Source organism: Burkholderia sp. AU45251 (genome assembly GCF_030482905.1).
GTDB lineage: Bacteria > Pseudomonadota > Gammaproteobacteria > Burkholderiales > Burkholderiaceae > Burkholderia > Burkholderia aenigmatica.
In genome coordinates, this window is the sequence record NZ_JAUJQH010000008.1 from 25,641 (window position 1) to 43,382 (window position 17,742).

The following is a 17,742-nucleotide window of genomic DNA, read 5'->3' on the forward strand; positions in this document are numbered from 1 at the left end:
ATTCCAGGTTGACGCAGACTGACGCGTCGTGCGCCGCGCGAGATGGCCGGCCGTGCGCGCTGTGGCGATTCGCAGCATGGCCGTTCGGTGGATGCCCGGATCAGCGGCGATCGACTACCATCTTGTCTGACGCCCCCGCTCGGGCGGCGTACCACGTCGTACAAGGAGAGTCCATGCTCAAGCTGCGTTTGCTCCAGGTTGCGTTACTCGCGGGCGTGCTGGCCGCCGGCAGCGCCGCCGCCGAAACGGTGCGCCTGTCCGCCAATCTCCAGCCGTCGAGCGAAGTGCCGCCGACGGCGACCAAGGGCTCGGGCGACGTCGAGGCCACCTACGACACGGCCACGCACATGCTGCAGTGGAAGGTCACTTACGAACACCTCACGGGGCCGGCCACCGCCGCGCACTTCCACGGGCCCGCACCGGTCGGCCAGAACGCGGGCGTGCAGGTGCCGATTCCGAAGGACGAGCTGGCGAGCCCGATCAAGGGTTCGAAGGAACTCACCGACGCGCAGGTCACCGACCTGATGGGCGGCAAGTGGTACTTCAACGTCCATACGAAGGACCACCCGGCCGGCGAGATCCGCGGCCAGGTGATGCCGGCGAACTGAGTGCCGGCGTTTGAGCCGTGAGCGCCGAAAACCGGCAGACGCAGGCGGCATTCCGCTGTGTCGCTTGCGGTCATGAGGGCCATGCCGATGTGGTCGGTGCGATCGACAGACTGGCGCGGGGGCACCGCGTTGCAGCCTGTGGAGAGCCGGTGCAGTCGGGCCGCTCCGTGAAGCAGGAACCCGCCGAGGCGGTCTGAGACAAGCATCATCGTTTCAAACGCGGTAGGAATCCCGAGCCTTCAGGCGCGGGAGGATGTCAAATAGAGGCACCTGTCGAGTGGTGCGGGAACGATCGCACGTACCATCGTCACACTGCGATTACGGAGTGCGTCCGATGAGTTGGCAAAGCAAGTTCGCCTGCTGGCTGCTGCGCTGGCAGTTCCGTCCCGAGACTACGCGCGAGGTGCTCGATCCTGCCCGCGCACGGCGCTTTACCGACCTGCGAATGGTCGTGCCGCGCCGTGCGCCATCGGGCTACCGGTTGCGCCAGTGCTATGGCCCGGGCGACGCGCCGCTGCGCGGCGAATGGCTCGAACGCACTGACTCGGTTGCAGGCCGCGGGTCCGGCCGAACGCTGCTGTACATCCACGGCGGCGGCTATTACTTCTGTTCGACGAAGACCCACCGGCCGCTCGTGTTCGGCCTGACGAAGCGTGCGGGCGTGCGCTCGTTCTCGCTCGACTACCGGCTGGCGCCGGAAAACCGCTTCCCGGCCGCGCTCGACGACGCATTGGCCGCGTACCGGCAACTGCTGGCGCTCGGCATCCCGCCCGAGTCGATCGTGCTCGGCGGCGATTCGGCGGGCGGCGGCCTCGCGCTCGCGACGCTCGTCGCGCTGCGCGACCGCGGCGAGCCGCTGCCGGCCGGCGCGATCCTGTTCTCGCCGTGGACCGACCTGGCCGCCACCGGCGCCACGCTGCGCACGAACGATGGCGCCGATCCGATGTTCGCGGGTGCGGCGTTGTCGAAGGCCGCGAAGCTGTACCTGGGCGACGAGCCGGGGACGAATCCGTACGCGTCGCCGCTCTACGCGGATTTCACGGGCCTGCCGCCGCTGTATATCCAGGTCGGCAGCACCGAGGTACTGCTCGACGATTCGCGCCGCGTCGCCGAGAAGGCGAAGGCGGCCGGCGTGGCGGTGGAGATCGAGGTGTGGCCGGACATGCCGCACGTGTGGCAGCTGTACACGCCGATGGTGCCGGAAGCGCGCGACGCGCTCGACCGCGCGGCGGCGTTCCTGCGCCGCGTCGCGGTCGAGCGTGCGGTTCAGCGCGCCGGAGAGGCGTCGATTGCCTGATAGGCGGCCTTGACGGCCACCGAGCCGTACTTGCGCTCGAGCCGGCGGACGGTGAAGTGGCCGTGCGCCATCTGCTGGAAATGGTCGATGAACAGCGTATTGACGGTCGCGCCGAGCACGGCGCCGATCGCCGGAATCGACTTCGCGGCCATCTGCTCGGTCACCTGCACCGAGAAGCGCGACGCCACCGTCTGCACGAGCTTGAACACGGCCGCCGAACTGTGCGCGGCGATGCCCTTCGTCGTGATGTCGGACGACGCCTTCGAGATCGCCTGCGCGAGTGCGCCACGCAGCACGAAGTAGCCGAGATCGGCGTCCTCTTCCTGCTTGTCCGGGTTGCCGCCCATGCCGAGCACGGCCAGGCATTGCAGCTGCGTATCGACCGAGCTCAGGTCTTCGCCCTCGCTGCGCGCGATGTCGCACACCGAACGGAAGATCAGCGTGGTCGTGACCGGCAGCTCGACCGGCAGCGCGAGAAAGCCGAACGCCCCGCCCGCCGCGCCGGTCGTCGCGACCGCGAGCTTGTGCAGCAGGTTGCTCGGCTTGTCGGGCTCGGCGTCCGGCGCGGGCGGCTTGCCGAGCGTGCGCAGCGCGATGTTCAGGCACTTGCGCAGCGCGAGCTGCGTCGCATCGTTGATCTTGCCGGTCGCGAAATCCGGCAGCCGGGCGATCATTTTCTCGACCGGCGCGCCCAGCATGCCCGTCAGCTTCATCGTCAGCGACGGGCTTTCGAGCACCTGCTTCGCGCGCCACAGCGCGTCCCGATCCTCCTGCGACAGCGTGGTCGCGGGGGTAATTGAAATCGGTTCCATCATTCTCCTTGGCGGTCTGAGCCAGTTTGACCGTCGCCAGCCTAGATTACTCCGGCGTGCTAGAATTTTAAGATTGTTTGACTCGTCAAAAGTTGCGCCAACAAAAAATGGCCGTCCATACTGCCGCCCATCATTCGAGTGGGCAAGTCCTGCCGTTCCGCGAATCGCTGCTGGCGATGATCGGGATCTCATTTGTCACCATGCTCGTCGCGCTCGACCAGACCGTCGTCGGCACCGCGCTGCCGACCATCGTCGCCGAGCTCCGCGGGTTCGACCTGTACGCGTGGGTCGCGACCTCGTACCTGCTCAGTTCCGTGATCACGGTGCCGATCTTCGGCCGGCTCGGCGATTATTACGGCCGCAAGCCGTTCGTCATCGTGTCGATCGTCGTGTTCACCGGCGCGTCCGTGCTGTGCGGGATGGCGAACGACATGCTGATGCTCGTCCTCGCGCGCGGGCTGCAGGGGATCGGCGGCGGGATGCTGGTCGGCACCGCGTTCGCGTGCATTCCCGACCTGTTCCCCGATTCCGTCGTGCGGCTGCGCTGGCAGGTGCTGATGAGCTCCGCGTTCGGCATCGCGAACGCAGTCGGCCCGTCGCTCGGCGGCGTGCTGACCCAGTCGTTCGGCTGGCGCTCGGTGTTCTACGTGAACCTGCCGGTCGGCCTGCTGTCGCTGCTGTTCGTGTGGCGCTACCTGCCGCACCTGCGCCAGGTCGAGCACGATCGCAAGATGCGGCTCGACTGGCCGGGTGCGCTGCTGATCGCGCTGTCGCTCGGCGCGCTGCAACTGTTCGTCGAATGGCTGCCGAAGTACGGCGTCGCGAGCTGGGCGTCGCTGCTGCTCGTCGTCGCGATTGCGGCCGGCTTCGGCCTGTGGCACTGGGAGCGGCGCTGCGCGCAGCCGATTTTGCCGTTCGACATGTTCGGCAACCGCGCGCTGTCGGCGCTCTTCGTGCTGGCGATCCTCGCCGGCTTCTCGATGTTCTCGCTGCTGTTCTACGCGCCGCTGCTGTTCCAGGGCGGGTTCGGGATGTCGCCGAAGGAGGCGGGGCTCGTGATCACGCCGCTCGTCGTGTTCATCACGATCGGCAGCATCATGAACGGCCGGGTCGTCACGCGCATCCGCAATCCGAACGCGATGCTGCACGTCGGCTTCGTGCTGTTCGCGATCACCTGCGCGGGCATCGTCGTGTCGACCCACACGACGCCGAAGTGGGTGCTGATGGCGCTGATGGTCGCGGGCGGCATCGGGCTCGGCTTCGTGCTGCCGAACCTCACCGTCTTCGCGCAGCAGACGGCCGGCCGCGAGCATCTCGGCATCGCGACCGCGCTGCTGCAGTCGCTGCGGATGGTCGGCGGGATGATCGGCACCGCGCTGACCGGCACGCTCGTCAACCAGATGTATTCGGGCGGCGTGCGCAATGCGCTGTCGGCCGACCATGCGATGCAGTGGCATGCGCAGCTTGCCGATCCGCAGATCCTGATCGATCGCGCCGCGCAGGGCGGCCTGGTCGCCGAGCTGACGCGTGCCGGGCATAATGGCGCGCTGCTGCTGGAAGCGGCCCGCGAGTCGCTCGTCAGCGCGATTCACCTGGGCGTCGCGATGGCGGCCGTCGTCGCCGTCGTGTCGGTGTGGCAATGCCGCCGCGTGCCGCCCATCGCGCTGCGGCGCAAGATCGAACCGCATGTCGCGGCCGACTGAACGATTGAACGAGTAGAACTGAGCGCATGGAAGAACAGGACCGCGTCGCGATCTTGCAGCAATTCGGACGCACGTATCGCGCGTTCATGACCGCGTTCGAGGCGCAGGTCGGGCAGCCGATGCCGCGCTGGCGCATCATGGTCGCGTTGCACACGATGGGCGGGCATTCGTCGCAGAAGAAGCTCGTCGAAGTGCTGCGCGTCGATCCGGGCGCGCTCACGCGCCAGTTGAAGTCGCTCGACGCGCTCGGCTGGATCCAGCGTGAATCCGACGCACGCGACAATCGCGTGACCAACGTGACGCTGACGGACGAAGGCCGCGCCGCATTCGACGCGTGCCTGCCGCGCCGCAAGGCGTTTCTCGAGCAGACGATGGCGCAATTGCCGGACGACGTGCTGAATGCGCTGTCGGGCGCGCTGGCGATGCTGGAGTCGCGGATCGCGGACGTCGGCTCGACGCCGGCCGCGCGCTGAAGCGCGGGGCAGGGCGGCGCGAATACGCCGCCGGCCCGGCACTTCTATCTCATCTCAATTCCCTTCAGGTTCAAAGCTCGATGCGCGTGCCCAGCAGCGCGAGGAACTGCGCGAGCCAGGCCGGATGCGCGGGCCAGGCGGGCGCGGTGACGAACGGTGCGTCGGTCACGGCCGCGTCGACCGGGATGTCCGCGTATTCGCCGCCCGCGAGCTTCACCTCGGGCGCGCACGCCGGGTAGGCCGAGATGCGCTTGCCGCGGATCACGTCGGCCGCCGCGAGCAGTTGCGCCGCGTGGCAGATCGCGGCGATCGGCTTGCCGGCTTCGGCGAACTCGCGCACGAGCGAGATCACCTTCGGATCGAGTCGCAGGTATTCGGGAGCACGGCCGCCCGCGATCGCGAGCGCGTCGTAGCGCGATGCGTCGACGTCCTCGAACGCCGCGTTCAGCGTGAACTGGTGGCCGGGCTTCTCGGTGTAGGTCTGGTCGCCCTCGAAATCGTGGATCGCGGTCTTGATCTTGTCGCCCGCGCGCTTGCCCGGGCAGACTGCATCGACGTGGTGGCCGACGGCCTGCAGCGCCTGGAACGGCACCATCGTTTCGTAGTCTTCGGCGAAATCGCCGGTCAGGAACAGGATCTTCTTCGCGGCCATGGCTTTCTCCAGTGGAGCTGCGTTGAGGGCCCGCGCGGCAGGCGAATGCAACGCCCGCCTGGGGCCCCGAGGACGAAAGCGCAGTGTACTCCGGCCGCTTGAAGCGCGCGTGACGGCCGCCCCGCGCGAGCGGCGGGGCGGTGCGCGCGAGGTGCGTCAGAAGAAGGTTTCGACGACTTCCGTCACGCTGAACTGCGGATCGAGCACGAGCACCTGGCGCCACTTGTCGAACGTCAGGCACGGGTGCGAGATGTCGAACGCGACCATGTCGCCGACCTTCACGTCCGCACCCGGCGGAATCTGCAGGTACGCGTGCTGGTCCATCATCCCGGTGACGGCCCAGCCTTCGGCGGCGGCGACGTCGCGCGGTGCCGTGTCGCGGCCCGGGCGGAAGTGGCGCGCCGGCTCCGGCAGCCCCGCGTCGAACGCTGCGTCGCGCTTGCCGAGCGCGACGATCGCGCGATCGGCCTCCGGCACCGACTGCACGTACGCCCACAGCTGCAGCGCGGGCAGCAGCCCTTCGCCCATCGTGCGTGCGATCGGGTTGCGCGCGAATACGTCGGTCTGCGCCTTCTTGTAGATCCCGACATCGTGCGTCAGGTAGCAGCCCGGACGCAGCACGACTTCCGCGAAGCCGGCGTTGGACGCCTTCGCGAATTCTTCCGCAACCACGTCGTACCAGGCCGAACCGGCGCCGGACAGGATCGCCGGCGTACGCGCGAAGCGGCCTGCTTCGGCGAGCTCGCGCGTGAGCGCGACCGCTTCCTGCAGGAACGTGCGGATCTCGCCTTCCTCCTTCAGCACACCTTCGTAGAGTTCGATACCGGCCAGCTTCAGCGTGTCCGGATAGCGCGCGATCGCGGCGAGCACGGCCTCGCGCTGCGCGGCATCGCGCACGCCCGCGCGGCCGCCCGGCACGCCGAGCTCGAGCAGCACGTTCAGCGGCTTCTTCAATGCGCCGAAGAAGCGGCCGAGCTGGTCGACGCTCTCCGCCGAATCGACGAGACAGAAGAATTCGAAATCCGGATCGGACAGCAGCCCGGCGATGATCGTCATGTTCTGGCGGCCGACCAGCTGGTTCGCGAGCAGCACGCGCCGCACGCCGCCGTGATACGCGGCCTGCGTCTGGTGCGCGGTCGCGAGCGTGATGCCCCACGCGCCGGCGTCGAGCTGGCGGCGGAACAGTTGCGGCGCCATCGTCGTCTTGCCGTGCGGCGCAAACTTGACGCCGTACTTCTGGACAAATGCCTGCATCCAGTTCAGGTTGTGTTCGATGCGATCCTCGTAAAGCACGGCGGCCGGCAGGCTGACGTCTTCCGCGAGCAGGTTCCACTCGAGTCGGCCTGCGTCGCCGAGCGGCACGCTCGCGCTCGGCAGATTGCCGAGACCCTTGCCGAACGGATCGATCGTCGCTTCCTGATAGTTTGTAACTTTCATGTCATCCCGCTCCATCATCACTATGCATTGCACTGAAGTTGACACGCCGATGGTACAGAAAGTAGCATCGGCGCGGTGATGTTATTTAGTAACATCGAGCTTCGCACCCTTTTCCGCAGATGAATACGCCCGCTCCCCCGTCCGCTCCGCTCGCCGCCGAGCGCCATCCGGCTCCGGCTGCTCCGCCGGTCCTCGACATCGTCGCGCGGATCGCCGAATGCGCGCCCGAGCTGCGCGAAGCCGAGCGCAAGGTCGCCGCGTTCATCCTCGCCGATCTCGCGCGCGCCGCGCATGCGAGCATCGGCGCGCTCGCGCGCGATGCGGAGGTCAGCGTCGCGACGGTCACGCGTTTCGCGAAGGCCGTCGGCTGCCGCGACGTGCGCGAACTGAAGGTGCTGGTCGCGCAGGCGGCGGCCGTCGGCCAGCGCTTTCTGGTGCCGTCCGACGAGACGCCGGCCGACGACACGAGCCCCGCGTCGATGGTCTACGACGAGATCCGCGTGGCGCTCGCGCACAACCATCAGTTGCTGCGCAATACGTCGTTCGAGGAAGCGGCCGACCTGCTCGCCAGCGCGAAGATGACCTACGTGTACGGACAGGGCGGCGGCTCGACCGCGCTCGCCGACGAGCTGCGCTTCCGGCTCGTGCGCTTCGGCCGGCCGGTCGCGAGCTATCAGGACAGCGTGCTGCAGCGGATGGTGGCCGCGACGCTGTCGCGCGATACCGTCGTGGTCGCGCTGTCGGTGAGCGGGCGCGTGCCCGAGCTGCTCGAGAGCTGCCGGCTCGCGAAGCGCTACGGCGCGAAGCTGATCGCGATCACCGCGCCGGCGTCGCCGCTCGCGAAGCTGGCCGACCACCTGATCCCGGTCGTCGCGTTCGAAACCGATTTCATTTACAAGCCGTCGACATCGCGCTACGCGATGATGATGGCGATCGACGTGCTCGTCACCGGAGTCGCATTGCGGCTCGGCGATGCGGGCCGAGAATCGCTGCGTCGCATCAAGCACGCGCTCGATGCGCATCGCGGCGGCGGAGACCGTCAACCGGTAGGAGACTGACCATGCATTCGCATCCCGAAGCCGCCGATACGCTGATCGTCGGCGCGCAGCTTTACGACGGTACCGGCGCGCCGCCCGTCACGCGCGACGTCGCGATCCGCAACGGCGTGATCGCGGCGATCGGCAACCTGTCGAACTGGCTGGCCGAGAACGTCGTCGATGCGAACGGCCGCGCGCTCGCGCCGGGTTTCGTCGACGTGCACACGCACGATGACACGCACGTGATCCGCGCGCCGCAGATGATCCCGAAGATCTCGCAGGGCGTGACGACCGTGATCGTCGGCAACTGCGGGATCAGCGCGTCGCCAGTGACGCTCGCGGGCGATCCGCCCGATCCGATGAACCTGCTCGGCGAGCGCGGTGCGTTCCTGTACCCGACCTTCGCCGACTACGTCGCGGCCGTGAACGACGCGCGTCCGGCCGTGAACGTCGCGGCGCTCGTCGGCCACACGGCGCTGCGCAACAACCAGATGGACCGCCTCGACCGCGCGGCGACCGACGGCGAGATCGCCGGCATGCGCGTGCAGCTCGAGGAGGCGCTCGCGAACGGCGCGCTCGGCCTGTCGTCGGGCCTCGCGTACGGCTCCGCGTTCGCGGCGCCGACCGAGGAGGTGATGGCGCTCGCCGAGCCGCTCGCGAACGCGGGCGCGCTGTACACCACGCACATGCGCACCGAGTTCGACGCGATCCTCGACGCGATGGAAGAGGCGTACCAGGTCGGCCGCCATGCGCGCGTGCCGGTCGTGATCTCGCACCTGAAGTGCGCGGGCCCGTCGAACTGGGGGCGCAGCACCGAAGTGCTCGCGTCGCTCGAAGGCGCGCGCCGCTACCAGCCGGTCGGTTGCGACTGCTATCCGTACAGCCGCAGCTCGTCGACGCTCGACATGAAGCAGGTGACGGGCGACATCGACATCACGATCACGTGGTCGGAGCCGCACCCGGAAGTGGCCGGCAAGCTGCTGAAGGCGATCGCGGCCGAGTGGGGCGTGACCGAGCAGGAAGCCGCGCAGCGCATCCGCCCGGCAGGCGCCGTGTACCACAACATGTCCGAGGACGACGTGCGCCGGATCCTGTCGCATCCCGCGACGATGGTCGGCTCCGACGGCCTGCCGAACGATCCGCTGCCGCATCCGCGGCTGTGGGGCGCATTCCCGCGCGTGCTCGGCCATTACGTGCGCGACACGAACCTGCTGCCGCTCGAGGAGGCGATTCGCAAGATGACGTCGCTGTCCGCGCGCCGCTACGGAATCGCGCGGCGCGGCGAGGTGCATGTGGGCTACCACGCGGATCTCGTGCTGTTCGACCCGGCGATCGTGATCGACGCCGCGACGTTCGAGAAGCCGCAGCAGCCCGCGCACGGGATCGACGCCGTGTGGGTGAACGGCGTGCTGACCTACGAGAATGGCCAGCCGACCGGCGAGCGCGCCGGCGGCTTCGTCGCGCGCGGCGAGCGCGTGCCGGCGAGTGCCGACGCCGCGTTCTGAGTGCGGTTTTGATTCGATCTGCCGCGTGCGCCATGGTCGGCGCGCGCATCCGCAACCGTGCGTTGCATGGGGCCGGAGCAGGCGCTGAAGCGCCGGCTCCGGCCGACAAACAAGGAGTGAAACGATGAAGCGATATGGCGTAGGCGAAGCGAAGGGGACCGGCGGCCAGGTGATGCCGTTCGCACGCGCGGTCGAGGCTGACGGCTGGCTGTACGTGTCGGGCCAGACGCCGATGGTGAACGGCGAGGTCGTCGAAGGCGGCATCGTCACGCAGTCGAAGCAGACGATCGAGAACGTGATCGCGATCCTGAAGGAAGCCGGCTACGGCCTCGAGCACGTCGTGCGCTGCGGCGTGTGGCTCGACGACGCGCGCGATTTCGCGTCGTTCAACAAGGTGTTCATCTCGTACTTCGGCGAGCATCCGCCGGCACGCGCGTGCGTGCAGTCGAGCATGGTCATCGACTGCAAGGTCGAGGTCGACTGCATCGCGTACAAGGCGCCGGCAAAGTAACGTCGCCACGGCGAGCCGCTACGCAACGGGCCCGGCGCATGCATGTGCGCCGGGCCCGTTTTTTATGTGCCGGCCGCGGGTCGACCGGCGGGCGTTATGCCCGAGGCGGCAACCGCCGCAACGCATCCCGTCCGTTCAGGTAATGTGCCGCATGATCATACGGAGATGACATGCATGGAATGGGCTGCGCTGGTGCCGGAGCTGATCTGCTCGGACCTTGCCGGAAGCATTCGCTTCTATCGTGACGTACTCGGATTCCGGATTCGCTTCGAGCGTCCGGAAGACGGCTTCGTCTATCTTGAATTCGGGCGGGCCCAGCTGATGCTCGAGCAGTACAGCCCGGAGGGCTGGCTGACCGGCCCGCTGGAGCCGCCGTTCGGGCGCGGGATCAATCTGCAGATCGAGGTCGATGCGCTCGACCCCATCCTCGACCGGATTCGCGCCGCGGGCGTGACGCTGTTCGTCGAACCGCGCACGTCCTGGTATCGGGAGGACGAGATCGAACATGGCCAGGTCGAGATGCTGGTGCAGGATCCCGACGGCTACCTGTTGCGCCTGGTTGAGATTCTCCCGGAGCGGCCGGTGAGCGGGTGAGGGCCGTTCGTGCGTTTCCGCGCAATGAAAAACAGCCCGGCCGGTTGATTCCGGTCGGGCTGTTTTTGTCCGGGGTGGCGACCGCGCGTTGCCCACTGCAACCCGCGGCGGCCGCCCGCCGCCGTCACTGCCGTGCGTTGCGCGCGTTGTCCGGCATCGGCTGGTTGTAGTTGGTGCGGAACGGGTTGATGTCGAGCCCGCCGCGGCGCGTATAGCGTGCATACACCGCGAGCTTCACCGGTTTGCACGCATGCAGGATGTCGAGGAAGATCCGCTCGACGCACTGCTCGTGAAAGCCCGTGTGATTGCGGAACGAGATGATGTAGCGCAACAGGCCCGCGTGGTCGATCTGCGGCCCGATGTAGTGGATCTGCACGCTGCCCCAGTCGGGCTGGCCGGTGACCGGGCAGTTCGAGCGCAGCAGGTCGGACACGAGCGTCTCCTCGACCGGCGCTTCGTCTTCGGCGGCCGACAGCAGCGACGGGTCGGGTTCGTACACGTCGGTGTCGAGGTCGAGCCGGTCGAGCGACAACCCGTCGAGTTCGTCCATTTCGAGCTTGCCGAAATCGTGCGGCGACACCAGCTGCACGGAGACGGTCGCGCCGCATGCGGCCGACACGTCGCGCTTCAGCGTGTCGCGCACCGCGTCGATCGAGTCGAATTTCGTTTGCGCGAACGAGCCGAGATACAGCTTGAACGACTTCGATTCGACGATGTTCGGCGATTCGGCCGGCACGTAGAAGGTCGCCACCGCGATCTGCGGCTTGCCGCGCGCGTTGAGCCACGACAGCTCGTAGGCGTTCCAGATGTCGGTGCCGAAGAACGGCAGCGCCGACGTGATGCCGAGCTGCTCGCGCGCGCCGGCGCGCGGGATCGGGAACAGCAGCGACGCGTCGTACTGGGCGGCGTAGACGGTGGCCTTGCCGAGCGGGGAATGTTCGGGATTCATGCGTGACGCCTTTACGACAGGAAGAGGCGGTAAGCCGGGTTGGCGCTTTCCTCGACATACGGATAGCCGAGTGCCGCGAGGAAGCGTTCGAATTCGGCGCGATCGGCCTGCGGCACCTGCAGCCCGACGAGGATCGAGCTGTAGTCCGCGCCCTGGTTGCGGTAATGGAACAGGCTGATGTTCCAGTCCGGCGCCATCGACGACAGGAACTTCATCAGCGCGCCCGGCCGTTCCGGGAATTCGAAACGGAACAGGCGTTCGTCGAGCGCGAGCGGCGAACGGCCGCCCACCATGTAGCGGATGTGTTCCTTCGACAGTTCGTCGTGCGTCAGGTCGACGGACTTGAAGCCATGCGATTCGAAATTCGCGGCGATCTCGGCCGATTCGCCGCGGCGCTTGATCTGCACGCCGACGAAGATGTGCGCGGCCTGCGCATCGGCGATCCGGTAGTTGAACTCGGTGACGTTGCGGTCGCCGACCAGCGAGCAGAAGCGCTTGAAGCTGCCGCGCTCCTCGGGGATCGTGACCGCGAACACGGCTTCGCGCGCTTCACCCACTTCCGCGCGCTCGGCGACGAAGCGCATCCGGTCGAAGTTCATGTTCGCGCCGGACGTGACCGCGACGAGCGTCTGGTTCTCGATGCCTTCGCGTTCCGCATAGAGCTTCGCGCCGGCGACCGCGAGCGCGCCGGACGGCTCGAGCACGCTGCGGGTATCCTGGAAGACGTCCTTGATCGCCGCGCACAGTGCGTCGGTGTTGACCGTCACGACGCCGTCGAGGTATTCGCTGCAGAGCCGGAAGGTTTCTTCGCCGACCAGCTTCACGGCGGTGCCGTCCGCGAACAGGCCGACCTCGCTCAGCTCGACGCGCTTGCCCGCGCTGAGCGACTGCGCCATCGCGCACGAATCCTCGGCCTGCACGCCGATCACCTTGATCTCCGGGCGCACCGCCTTCACGTAGGCCGCAACGCCGGACGCGAGCCCGCCGCCGCCGATCGGCACGAAGATCGCGTGGATCGGGCCCTGGTGTTGGCGCAGGATTTCCATCGCGATCGTGCCCTGGCCGGCGATCACGTACGGATCGTCGAACGGGTGGACGAACGTGAGACTGCGCTCTTCCTGTACCTTGACCGCATGCGCATATGCGTCGCTGTACGACTCGCCGGCCTGGATCACCTCGACGCTCGGGCCGCCGTGCGTGCGCACCGCATCGACCTTCACCTGCGGCGTCGTGACGGGCACGACGATCACGGCCTTGACGCCCATCCGCGCTGCCGAGAACGCGACACCCTGTGCGTGATTGCCGGCCGACGCCGTAATTACGCCGCGTGCGAGCGCGTCCGCCGGAATGTGCGCCATCTTGTTGTACGCGCCGCGCAGCTTGAACGAGAACACCGGCTGGTTGTCCTCGCGCTTCAGGTAGACGGCGTTGCGCAGCCGGGCCGACAGGTTGCGGGCGGATTCGAGTTCCGTCTCGATCGCGACGTCGTAGACGCGCGCAGTGAGGATTTTCTTCAGGTAATCGTGGGATGCCATGGGCGCTCGCGTGCAGTGCGGAAGCAGACGGTAAAAGATCAATGATAGCGCCAAGGGTCCGCCCGCATGCAAGCGGCATGCCGAGCGTGCGCTTGGCGGGCCGTACGGGCGGTGCGTCGGCGAGCTTGCGCGGCTTTTTTACCGGTTTAACTGCACGGTTACCGACCGGACGGACGGCGAATGATCGCACGAAATCGCGCCGAGCCCCGCCTGGCGCGGCTCGCGGCGATAGCCCCACGACCTGTCCGACGTGTCACGCGTGGCCCGATCATGGGTTAGAATTCCGTTTTGAATCAAGGATCGGAAGATGCAGAGGCACCCTCGGATCGCCCCGTTGAAGCCGACGCCGCGTGCAGCCACCCCCGCGGCGGAGCGGCATGCGCGCCGCGCGCGATCGTGCTGATGGTTCCGAGTGCCGCCAGGCCCTGTCGCCGGCCAGGAGGGGCGAGTCGCCCGCTCCGGCCCCATGAAGGACAGCCGCGCGCCTGGTAACAGAACAGATTTCCCCAAGATTGCGCCCACGCGCTTGCCGACGCCCGTGCACGGTGTATCGGCCCTCCGAGTCGTCCGAACATGAACGCACCACAAGTTTTCGATCCGCATGGCGCGGCTGCTGCCGTCGCCGCCGACCCCGCGCCCCGCTTGCGCGAGATTCCCTACAACTACACGTCCTTCTCGGATCGCGAGATCGTGATCCGCCTGCTCGGCGAAGAGGCGTGGTCGGTGCTCGACGAGTTGCGCGCCGAGCGCCGCACGGGCCGCTCCGCACGGATGCTGTATGAAGTGCTCGGCGACATCTGGGTCGTGCGCCGCAACCCGTACCTGCAGGACGACCTGCTCGACAACCCGAAGCGCCGCGCGTTGCTGATCGAGGCGCTGAACCACCGCCTGACCGAAATCGGCAAGCGCCGCAGCGCGGACCTCACCGCGCACCGCGACGACGCGGGCCGCGAACGCGCGGTGCGCGTCGAGATGCTCGAAACCGCCGCGCAGCGCGCGGTCAACGAGTTCGCCGACGAATTCGAGAAGATGGCCGACCTGCGCCGCCGCGCGACCAAGGCACTCGGCCGCTGCACGCAGAAGGACAACATCCGCTTCGACGGGCTGTCGCGCGTGTCGCATGTGACCGACGCGACCGACTGGCGCGTCGAATACCCGTTCGTCGTGCTGACCCCCGATACCGAAGCCGAGATCGCGGGGCTGATCAAGGCCTGCTTCGAGCTCGGGCTGACCGTGATCCCGCGTGGCGGCGGTACCGGCTACACGGGCGGCGCGGTGCCGCTCACGCCGTTCTCCGCGGTGATCAACACCGAAAAGCTGGAACAACTCGGCGCGGTCGAGCTGACCGAGCTGCCGGGCGTCGCGCACAAGGTGCCGACGATCTTCTCCGGCGCGGGCGTCGTCACGCGCCGCGTGACCGAGGCGGCGGAAGCGGCCGGCTATGTGTTCGCGGTCGATCCGACCTCGCTCGACGCATCGTGCATCGGCGGCAACGTCGCGATGAACGCGGGCGGCAAGAAGGCCGTGCTGTGGGGCACCGCGCTCGACAACCTGGCCTGGTGGCGGATGGTCGACCCGGACGGCAACTGGCTCGAAGTCACGCGCCACGAGCACAACCAGGGCAAGATCCACGACATCGCGGTCGCGCGTTTCGAGCTGAAGTGGTTCGACGGCGCGTACGCGCCGGGCGAGAAGCTGCTGAAGAGCGAGATGCTCGAGATCGAAGGCCGCCGGTTCCGCAAGGAAGGTCTCGGCAAGGACGTGACCGACAAGTTCCTCGCGGGCCTGCCGGGCGTGCAGAAGGAAGGCTGCGACGGGCTCATCACGTCTGCGCGCTGGGTGCTGCACAAGATGCCCGCGCACACGCGCACCGTCTGTCTCGAGTTCTTCGGCCAGGCGCGCGAAGCAATCCCGAGCATCGTCGAGATCAAGGACTACCTGTTCGAAACGTCGAAGCAGGGCGGCGCGATCCTCGCGGGCCTCGAGCACCTCGACGAGCGCTATCTGCGCGCGGTCGGCTACGCGACCAAGAGCAAGCGCAACGCATTCCCCAAGATGGTGCTGATCGGCGACATCGTCGGCGACGATGCCGATGCGGTCGCGCACGCGACGTCCGAAGTGATCCGGATGGCGAACGGCAAGAGCGGCGAAGGCTTCGTCGCGGTCAGCGCGGAGGCGCGCAAGCGCTTCTGGCTCGACCGCAGCCGCACGGCCGCGATCGCGAAGCACACGAACGCGTTCAAGATCAACGAAGACGTCGTGATCCCGCTGAACCGGATGGGCGAGTACACCGACGGCATCGAGCGGATCAACATCGAGCTGTCGCTGAAGAACAAGTTGCAGCTCGTCGGCGCGCTGGAAGCGTTTTTCCGCGCCGGCAACCTGCCGCTCGGCAAGACCGACGACGCGAACGAGATCCCGAGCGCCGAACTGCTCGAAGACCGTGTCCAGCAGGCGCTGGAACTGCTCAGCCGCGTGCGCGCCCGCTGGGAATTCGTGCGCGACCGGCTCGACCAGCCGTTGCGCGAGGCGCAGCACTACCTCGTGCAGCTCGGTTACGAGGCGCTCGCCGAGAAGTTCGCGGACCGCGCCGACGAGCAGCCGGGTGCGACCGTGTTCCACATCACGCAGGACCGCACGGTGCGGATCTCGTGGAAGCAGGAGATCCGCGCGGAACTGCGCGCGATCTTCAATGGCGGCGCGTTCAAGCAGATCCTCGACGAGGCGCAGGCGATCCACAAGCAGGTGCTGCGCGGCCGCGTGTTCGTCGCGCTGCACATGCACGCGGGCGACGGTAACGTCCACACCAACCTGCCGGTCAACTCCGACAACTACGAGATGCTGCAGGACGCCCACGCGGCGGTCGCACGCATCATGACGCTCGCGCGCTCGCTCGACGGTGTGATTTCCGGCGAGCACGGCATCGGCATCACGAAGCTCGAGTTCCTGACCGACGACGAGATCGCCGAATTCCGCGCGTACAAGCAGCGGGTCGACCCGAACGGCCGCTTCAACAAGGGCAAGCTGCTCGAAGGCGCTGATCTCCGCAACGCGTATACGCCGAGCTTCGGGCTGATGGGGTACGAGTCGCTGATCATGAAGCAGTCCGACATCGGCGCGATCGCCGATTCGGTGAAGGACTGCTTGCGCTGCGGCAAGTGCAAGCCGGTGTGCGCGACGCACGTGCCGCGCGCGAACCTGCTGTACAGCCCGCGCAACAAGATCCTCGCGACGTCGCTGCTGGTCGAGGCGTTCCTGTACGAAGAACAGACGCGCCGCGGCGTGTCGATCAAGCACTGGGACGAGTTCAACGACGTGGCCGACCACTGCACGGTGTGCCACAAGTGCGCGACGCCGTGCCCGGTGAAGATCGACTTCGGCGACGTCACGATGAACATGCGCAACCTGTTGCGCAAGATGGGCAAGAAGAAGTTCAACGCCGGCAATGCGGCGGGCATGTTCTTCCTGAACGCGACCAACCCGCAGACGATCAACGTCGCGCGCAGCGTGATGATGGGCGCCGGCTACAAGGTGCAGCGCTTCGCGAACGACATGCTGAAGAAGGTCGTGACGAAGCAGACGCAGCACCCGCCGGCCACGGTCGGCAAGCCGCCGGTGGTCGAGCAGGTGATCCACTTCGTCAACAAGAAGATGCCGGGCAACCTGCCGAAGAAGACGGCGCGCGCGCTGCTCGACATCGAGGACAACAAGATCGTGCCGATCATCCGCAACCCGAAGTCGACCACCGTCGATTCGGAAGCGGTGTTCTACTTCCCGGGCTGCGGCTCCGAGCGCCTGTTCTCGCAGGTCGGCCTCGCGACGCAGGCGATGCTGTGGGAAGCCGGCGTGCAGACCGTGCTGCCGCCGGGCTACCTGTGCTGCGGCTATCCGCAGCGCGGCTCGGGCCAGTACGACAAGGCCGAGAAGATCGTCACCGACAACCGCGTGCTGTTCCACCGGGTCGCGAACACGCTGAACTACCTCGACATCAAGACGGTGGTCGTGTCGTGCGGTACCTGCTACGACCAGCTCGCGGGCTATGAATTCGACAAGATCTTCCCGGGCTGCCGGATCATCGACATCCACGAGTTCCTGCTCGAGAAGGGGATGAAGCTGGATGGCGTGTCGGGCACGCGCTACATGTATCACGACCCGTGCCACACGCCGATCAAGACGATGGACCCGGTGAAGCTCGTCAACGAGCTGATGGGCTCGGAGAAGGACGGCTACAAGATCGAGAAGAACGAGCGTTGCTGCGGTGAATCGGGCACGCTCGCGGTCACGCGCCCGGACGTGTCGACGCAGGTTCGCTTCCGTAAGGAAGAGGAGATCCGCAAGGGTGCCGCGAAGCTGCGCAGCATCCCGGTCGTGGCCGGCAGTGCGCCGGCGCCGGCCGCCGCGGCCGCGAACGGCCCGGACGTGAAGATTCTGACCAGCTGCCCGTCGTGCCTGCAGGGCCTGTCGCGCTACAGCGAGGATGCGAACCTCGAAGCCGACTACATCGTGGTCGAAATCGCGCGTCAGGTACTCGGCGAGAACTGGATGGCCGATTATGTCGCACGTGCGAACAATGGCGGGATCGAGCGCGTGCTGGTCTAATGCGGGCATGACGACCGCCCGACCGGGCCG

14 protein-coding genes and 1 pseudogene are annotated in these 17,742 nt (G+C 67.3%); 10 read left to right on the forward strand and 5 right to left on the reverse strand.

Features of this window, described 5'->3' with window-relative positions:
* Nucleotides 1-173 precede the first annotated feature (173 nt).
* The 3 genes and pseudogenes from QZM67_RS17850 (at nt 174) to QZM67_RS17860 (ending at nt 1,905) form a co-directional block, all read left to right on the forward strand.
* On the forward strand, nt 174-608 hold the full coding sequence (locus QZM67_RS17850) for a CHRD domain-containing protein (RefSeq protein WP_043190550.1): 435 nt from the start codon (nt 174-176) through the stop codon (nt 606-608).
* Nucleotides 609-625: 17 nt separating this feature from the next.
* A pseudogene (locus QZM67_RS17855) lies at nt 626-805 on the forward strand (cytosine methyltransferase); the annotation flags it as partial.
* Between the two features lie 137 nt (nt 806-942).
* Nucleotides 943-1,905, forward strand: a complete 963-nt coding sequence (locus QZM67_RS17860; RefSeq protein WP_175025246.1) for an alpha/beta hydrolase — start codon at nt 943-945, stop codon at nt 1,903-1,905.
* Here QZM67_RS17860 and QZM67_RS17865 read toward each other — a convergent pair.
* Nucleotides 1,875-2,717: an EcsC family protein gene (locus QZM67_RS17865; RefSeq protein ID WP_043190554.1), complete on the reverse strand. Its 843-nt coding sequence runs from the start codon at nt 2,715-2,717 to the stop codon at nt 1,875-1,877. The genes QZM67_RS17860 and QZM67_RS17865 overlap by 31 nt on opposite strands.
* A 107-nt stretch (nt 2,718-2,824) precedes the next feature.
* Here QZM67_RS17865 and QZM67_RS17870 point away from each other — a divergent pair, with 107 nt between their 5' ends.
* Nucleotides 2,825-4,420: an MDR family MFS transporter gene (locus QZM67_RS17870; protein ID WP_175025245.1), complete on the forward strand. Its 1,596-nt coding sequence runs from the start codon at nt 2,825-2,827 to the stop codon at nt 4,418-4,420.
* Nucleotides 4,421-4,446: 26 nt separating this feature from the next.
* On the forward strand, nt 4,447-4,893 hold the full coding sequence (locus tag QZM67_RS17875) for a MarR family winged helix-turn-helix transcriptional regulator (protein ID WP_043190558.1): 447 nt from the start codon (nt 4,447-4,449) through the stop codon (nt 4,891-4,893).
* A 70-nt stretch (nt 4,894-4,963) separates the two neighbouring features.
* On the opposite strand, the gene QZM67_RS17880 is transcribed toward QZM67_RS17875, so the two are convergent.
* Nucleotides 4,964-5,545, reverse strand: a complete 582-nt coding sequence (locus tag QZM67_RS17880) for a DJ-1/PfpI family protein (protein ID WP_301805436.1) — start codon at nt 5,543-5,545, stop codon at nt 4,964-4,966.
* A 156-nt stretch (nt 5,546-5,701) separates the two neighbouring features.
* Complete coding sequence (locus QZM67_RS17885; RefSeq protein WP_043190560.1) at nt 5,702-6,982, reverse strand: amino acid deaminase; 1,281 nt, start codon at nt 6,980-6,982, stop codon at nt 5,702-5,704.
* A 119-nt stretch (nt 6,983-7,101) separates the two neighbouring features.
* On the opposite strand from QZM67_RS17885, the gene QZM67_RS17890 reads away from it, so the two are divergent.
* The 4 genes from QZM67_RS17890 (at nt 7,102) to QZM67_RS17905 (ending at nt 10,629) form a co-directional block, all read left to right on the forward strand.
* Nucleotides 7,102-8,040, forward strand: a complete 939-nt coding sequence (locus QZM67_RS17890; RefSeq protein WP_043190562.1) for a MurR/RpiR family transcriptional regulator — start codon at nt 7,102-7,104, stop codon at nt 8,038-8,040.
* 2 nt (nt 8,041-8,042) lie between these two features.
* Nucleotides 8,043-9,524, forward strand: coding sequence for an amidohydrolase family protein (locus tag QZM67_RS17895; RefSeq protein WP_301805439.1), 1,482 nt, complete (start codon nt 8,043-8,045; stop codon nt 9,522-9,524).
* 124 nt (nt 9,525-9,648) lie between these two features.
* Nucleotides 9,649-10,035: a RidA family protein gene (locus tag QZM67_RS17900; RefSeq protein WP_011353171.1), complete on the forward strand. Its 387-nt coding sequence runs from the start codon at nt 9,649-9,651 to the stop codon at nt 10,033-10,035.
* 174 nt (nt 10,036-10,209) lie between these two features.
* Entirely contained in the window at nt 10,210-10,629 is a 420-nt protein-coding gene (locus tag QZM67_RS17905) for a VOC family protein (RefSeq protein ID WP_301805440.1), read from the forward strand.
* A gap of 124 nt (nt 10,630-10,753) precedes the next feature.
* On the opposite strand, the gene queF is transcribed toward QZM67_RS17905, so the two are convergent.
* Both queF and ilvA read right to left on the reverse strand, forming a co-directional pair.
* Nucleotides 10,754-11,578, reverse strand: a complete 825-nt coding sequence (gene queF, locus QZM67_RS17910; protein WP_301805442.1) for an NADPH-dependent 7-cyano-7-deazaguanine reductase QueF — start codon at nt 11,576-11,578, stop codon at nt 10,754-10,756.
* 11 nt (nt 11,579-11,589) lie between these two features.
* Complete coding sequence (gene ilvA / locus QZM67_RS17915) at nt 11,590-13,113, reverse strand: threonine ammonia-lyase, biosynthetic (RefSeq protein WP_301805445.1); 1,524 nt, start codon at nt 13,111-13,113, stop codon at nt 11,590-11,592.
* 573 nt (nt 13,114-13,686) lie between these two features.
* Between ilvA and QZM67_RS17920 the strand changes: the two genes are divergently transcribed.
* Nucleotides 13,687-17,712: a DUF3683 domain-containing protein gene (locus QZM67_RS17920; protein WP_301805447.1), complete on the forward strand. Its 4,026-nt coding sequence runs from the start codon at nt 13,687-13,689 to the stop codon at nt 17,710-17,712.
* The last annotated feature ends 30 nt before the right edge of the window (nt 17,713-17,742 follow it).

What these genes read in the sequence shown, in the direction of transcription:
- QZM67_RS17900 (WP_011353171.1), top strand. Translation starts at nt 9,649, where the DNA reads ATGAAGCGATATGGCGTAGGCGAAGCGAAGGGGACCGGCGGCCAGGTG.
- QZM67_RS17860 (WP_175025246.1), top strand. Translation starts at nt 943, where the DNA reads ATGAGTTGGCAAAGCAAGTTCGCCTGCTGGCTGCTGCGCTGGCAGTTC.
- QZM67_RS17920 (WP_301805447.1), top strand. Translation starts at nt 13,687, where the DNA reads ATGAACGCACCACAAGTTTTCGATCCGCATGGCGCGGCTGCTGCCGTC.
- QZM67_RS17850 (WP_043190550.1), top strand. Translation starts at nt 174, where the DNA reads ATGCTCAAGCTGCGTTTGCTCCAGGTTGCGTTACTCGCGGGCGTGCTG.
- ilvA (WP_301805445.1), bottom strand. Translation starts at nt 13,113, where the DNA reads ATGGCATCCCACGATTACCTGAAGAAAATCCTCACTGCGCGCGTCTAC.
- QZM67_RS17865 (WP_043190554.1), bottom strand. Translation starts at nt 2,717, where the DNA reads ATGGAACCGATTTCAATTACCCCCGCGACCACGCTGTCGCAGGAGGAT.
- QZM67_RS17885 (WP_043190560.1), bottom strand. Translation starts at nt 6,982, where the DNA reads ATGAAAGTTACAAACTATCAGGAAGCGACGATCGATCCGTTCGGCAAG.
- QZM67_RS17890 (WP_043190562.1), top strand. Translation starts at nt 7,102, where the DNA reads ATGAATACGCCCGCTCCCCCGTCCGCTCCGCTCGCCGCCGAGCGCCAT.
- QZM67_RS17875 (WP_043190558.1), top strand. Translation starts at nt 4,447, where the DNA reads ATGGAAGAACAGGACCGCGTCGCGATCTTGCAGCAATTCGGACGCACG.
- QZM67_RS17870 (WP_175025245.1), top strand. Translation starts at nt 2,825, where the DNA reads ATGGCCGTCCATACTGCCGCCCATCATTCGAGTGGGCAAGTCCTGCCG.
- QZM67_RS17880 (WP_301805436.1), bottom strand. Translation starts at nt 5,545, where the DNA reads ATGGCCGCGAAGAAGATCCTGTTCCTGACCGGCGATTTCGCCGAAGAC.
- QZM67_RS17905 (WP_301805440.1), top strand. Translation starts at nt 10,210, where the DNA reads ATGGAATGGGCTGCGCTGGTGCCGGAGCTGATCTGCTCGGACCTTGCC.
- QZM67_RS17895 (WP_301805439.1), top strand. Translation starts at nt 8,043, where the DNA reads ATGCATTCGCATCCCGAAGCCGCCGATACGCTGATCGTCGGCGCGCAG.
- queF (WP_301805442.1), bottom strand. Translation starts at nt 11,578, where the DNA reads ATGAATCCCGAACATTCCCCGCTCGGCAAGGCCACCGTCTACGCCGCC.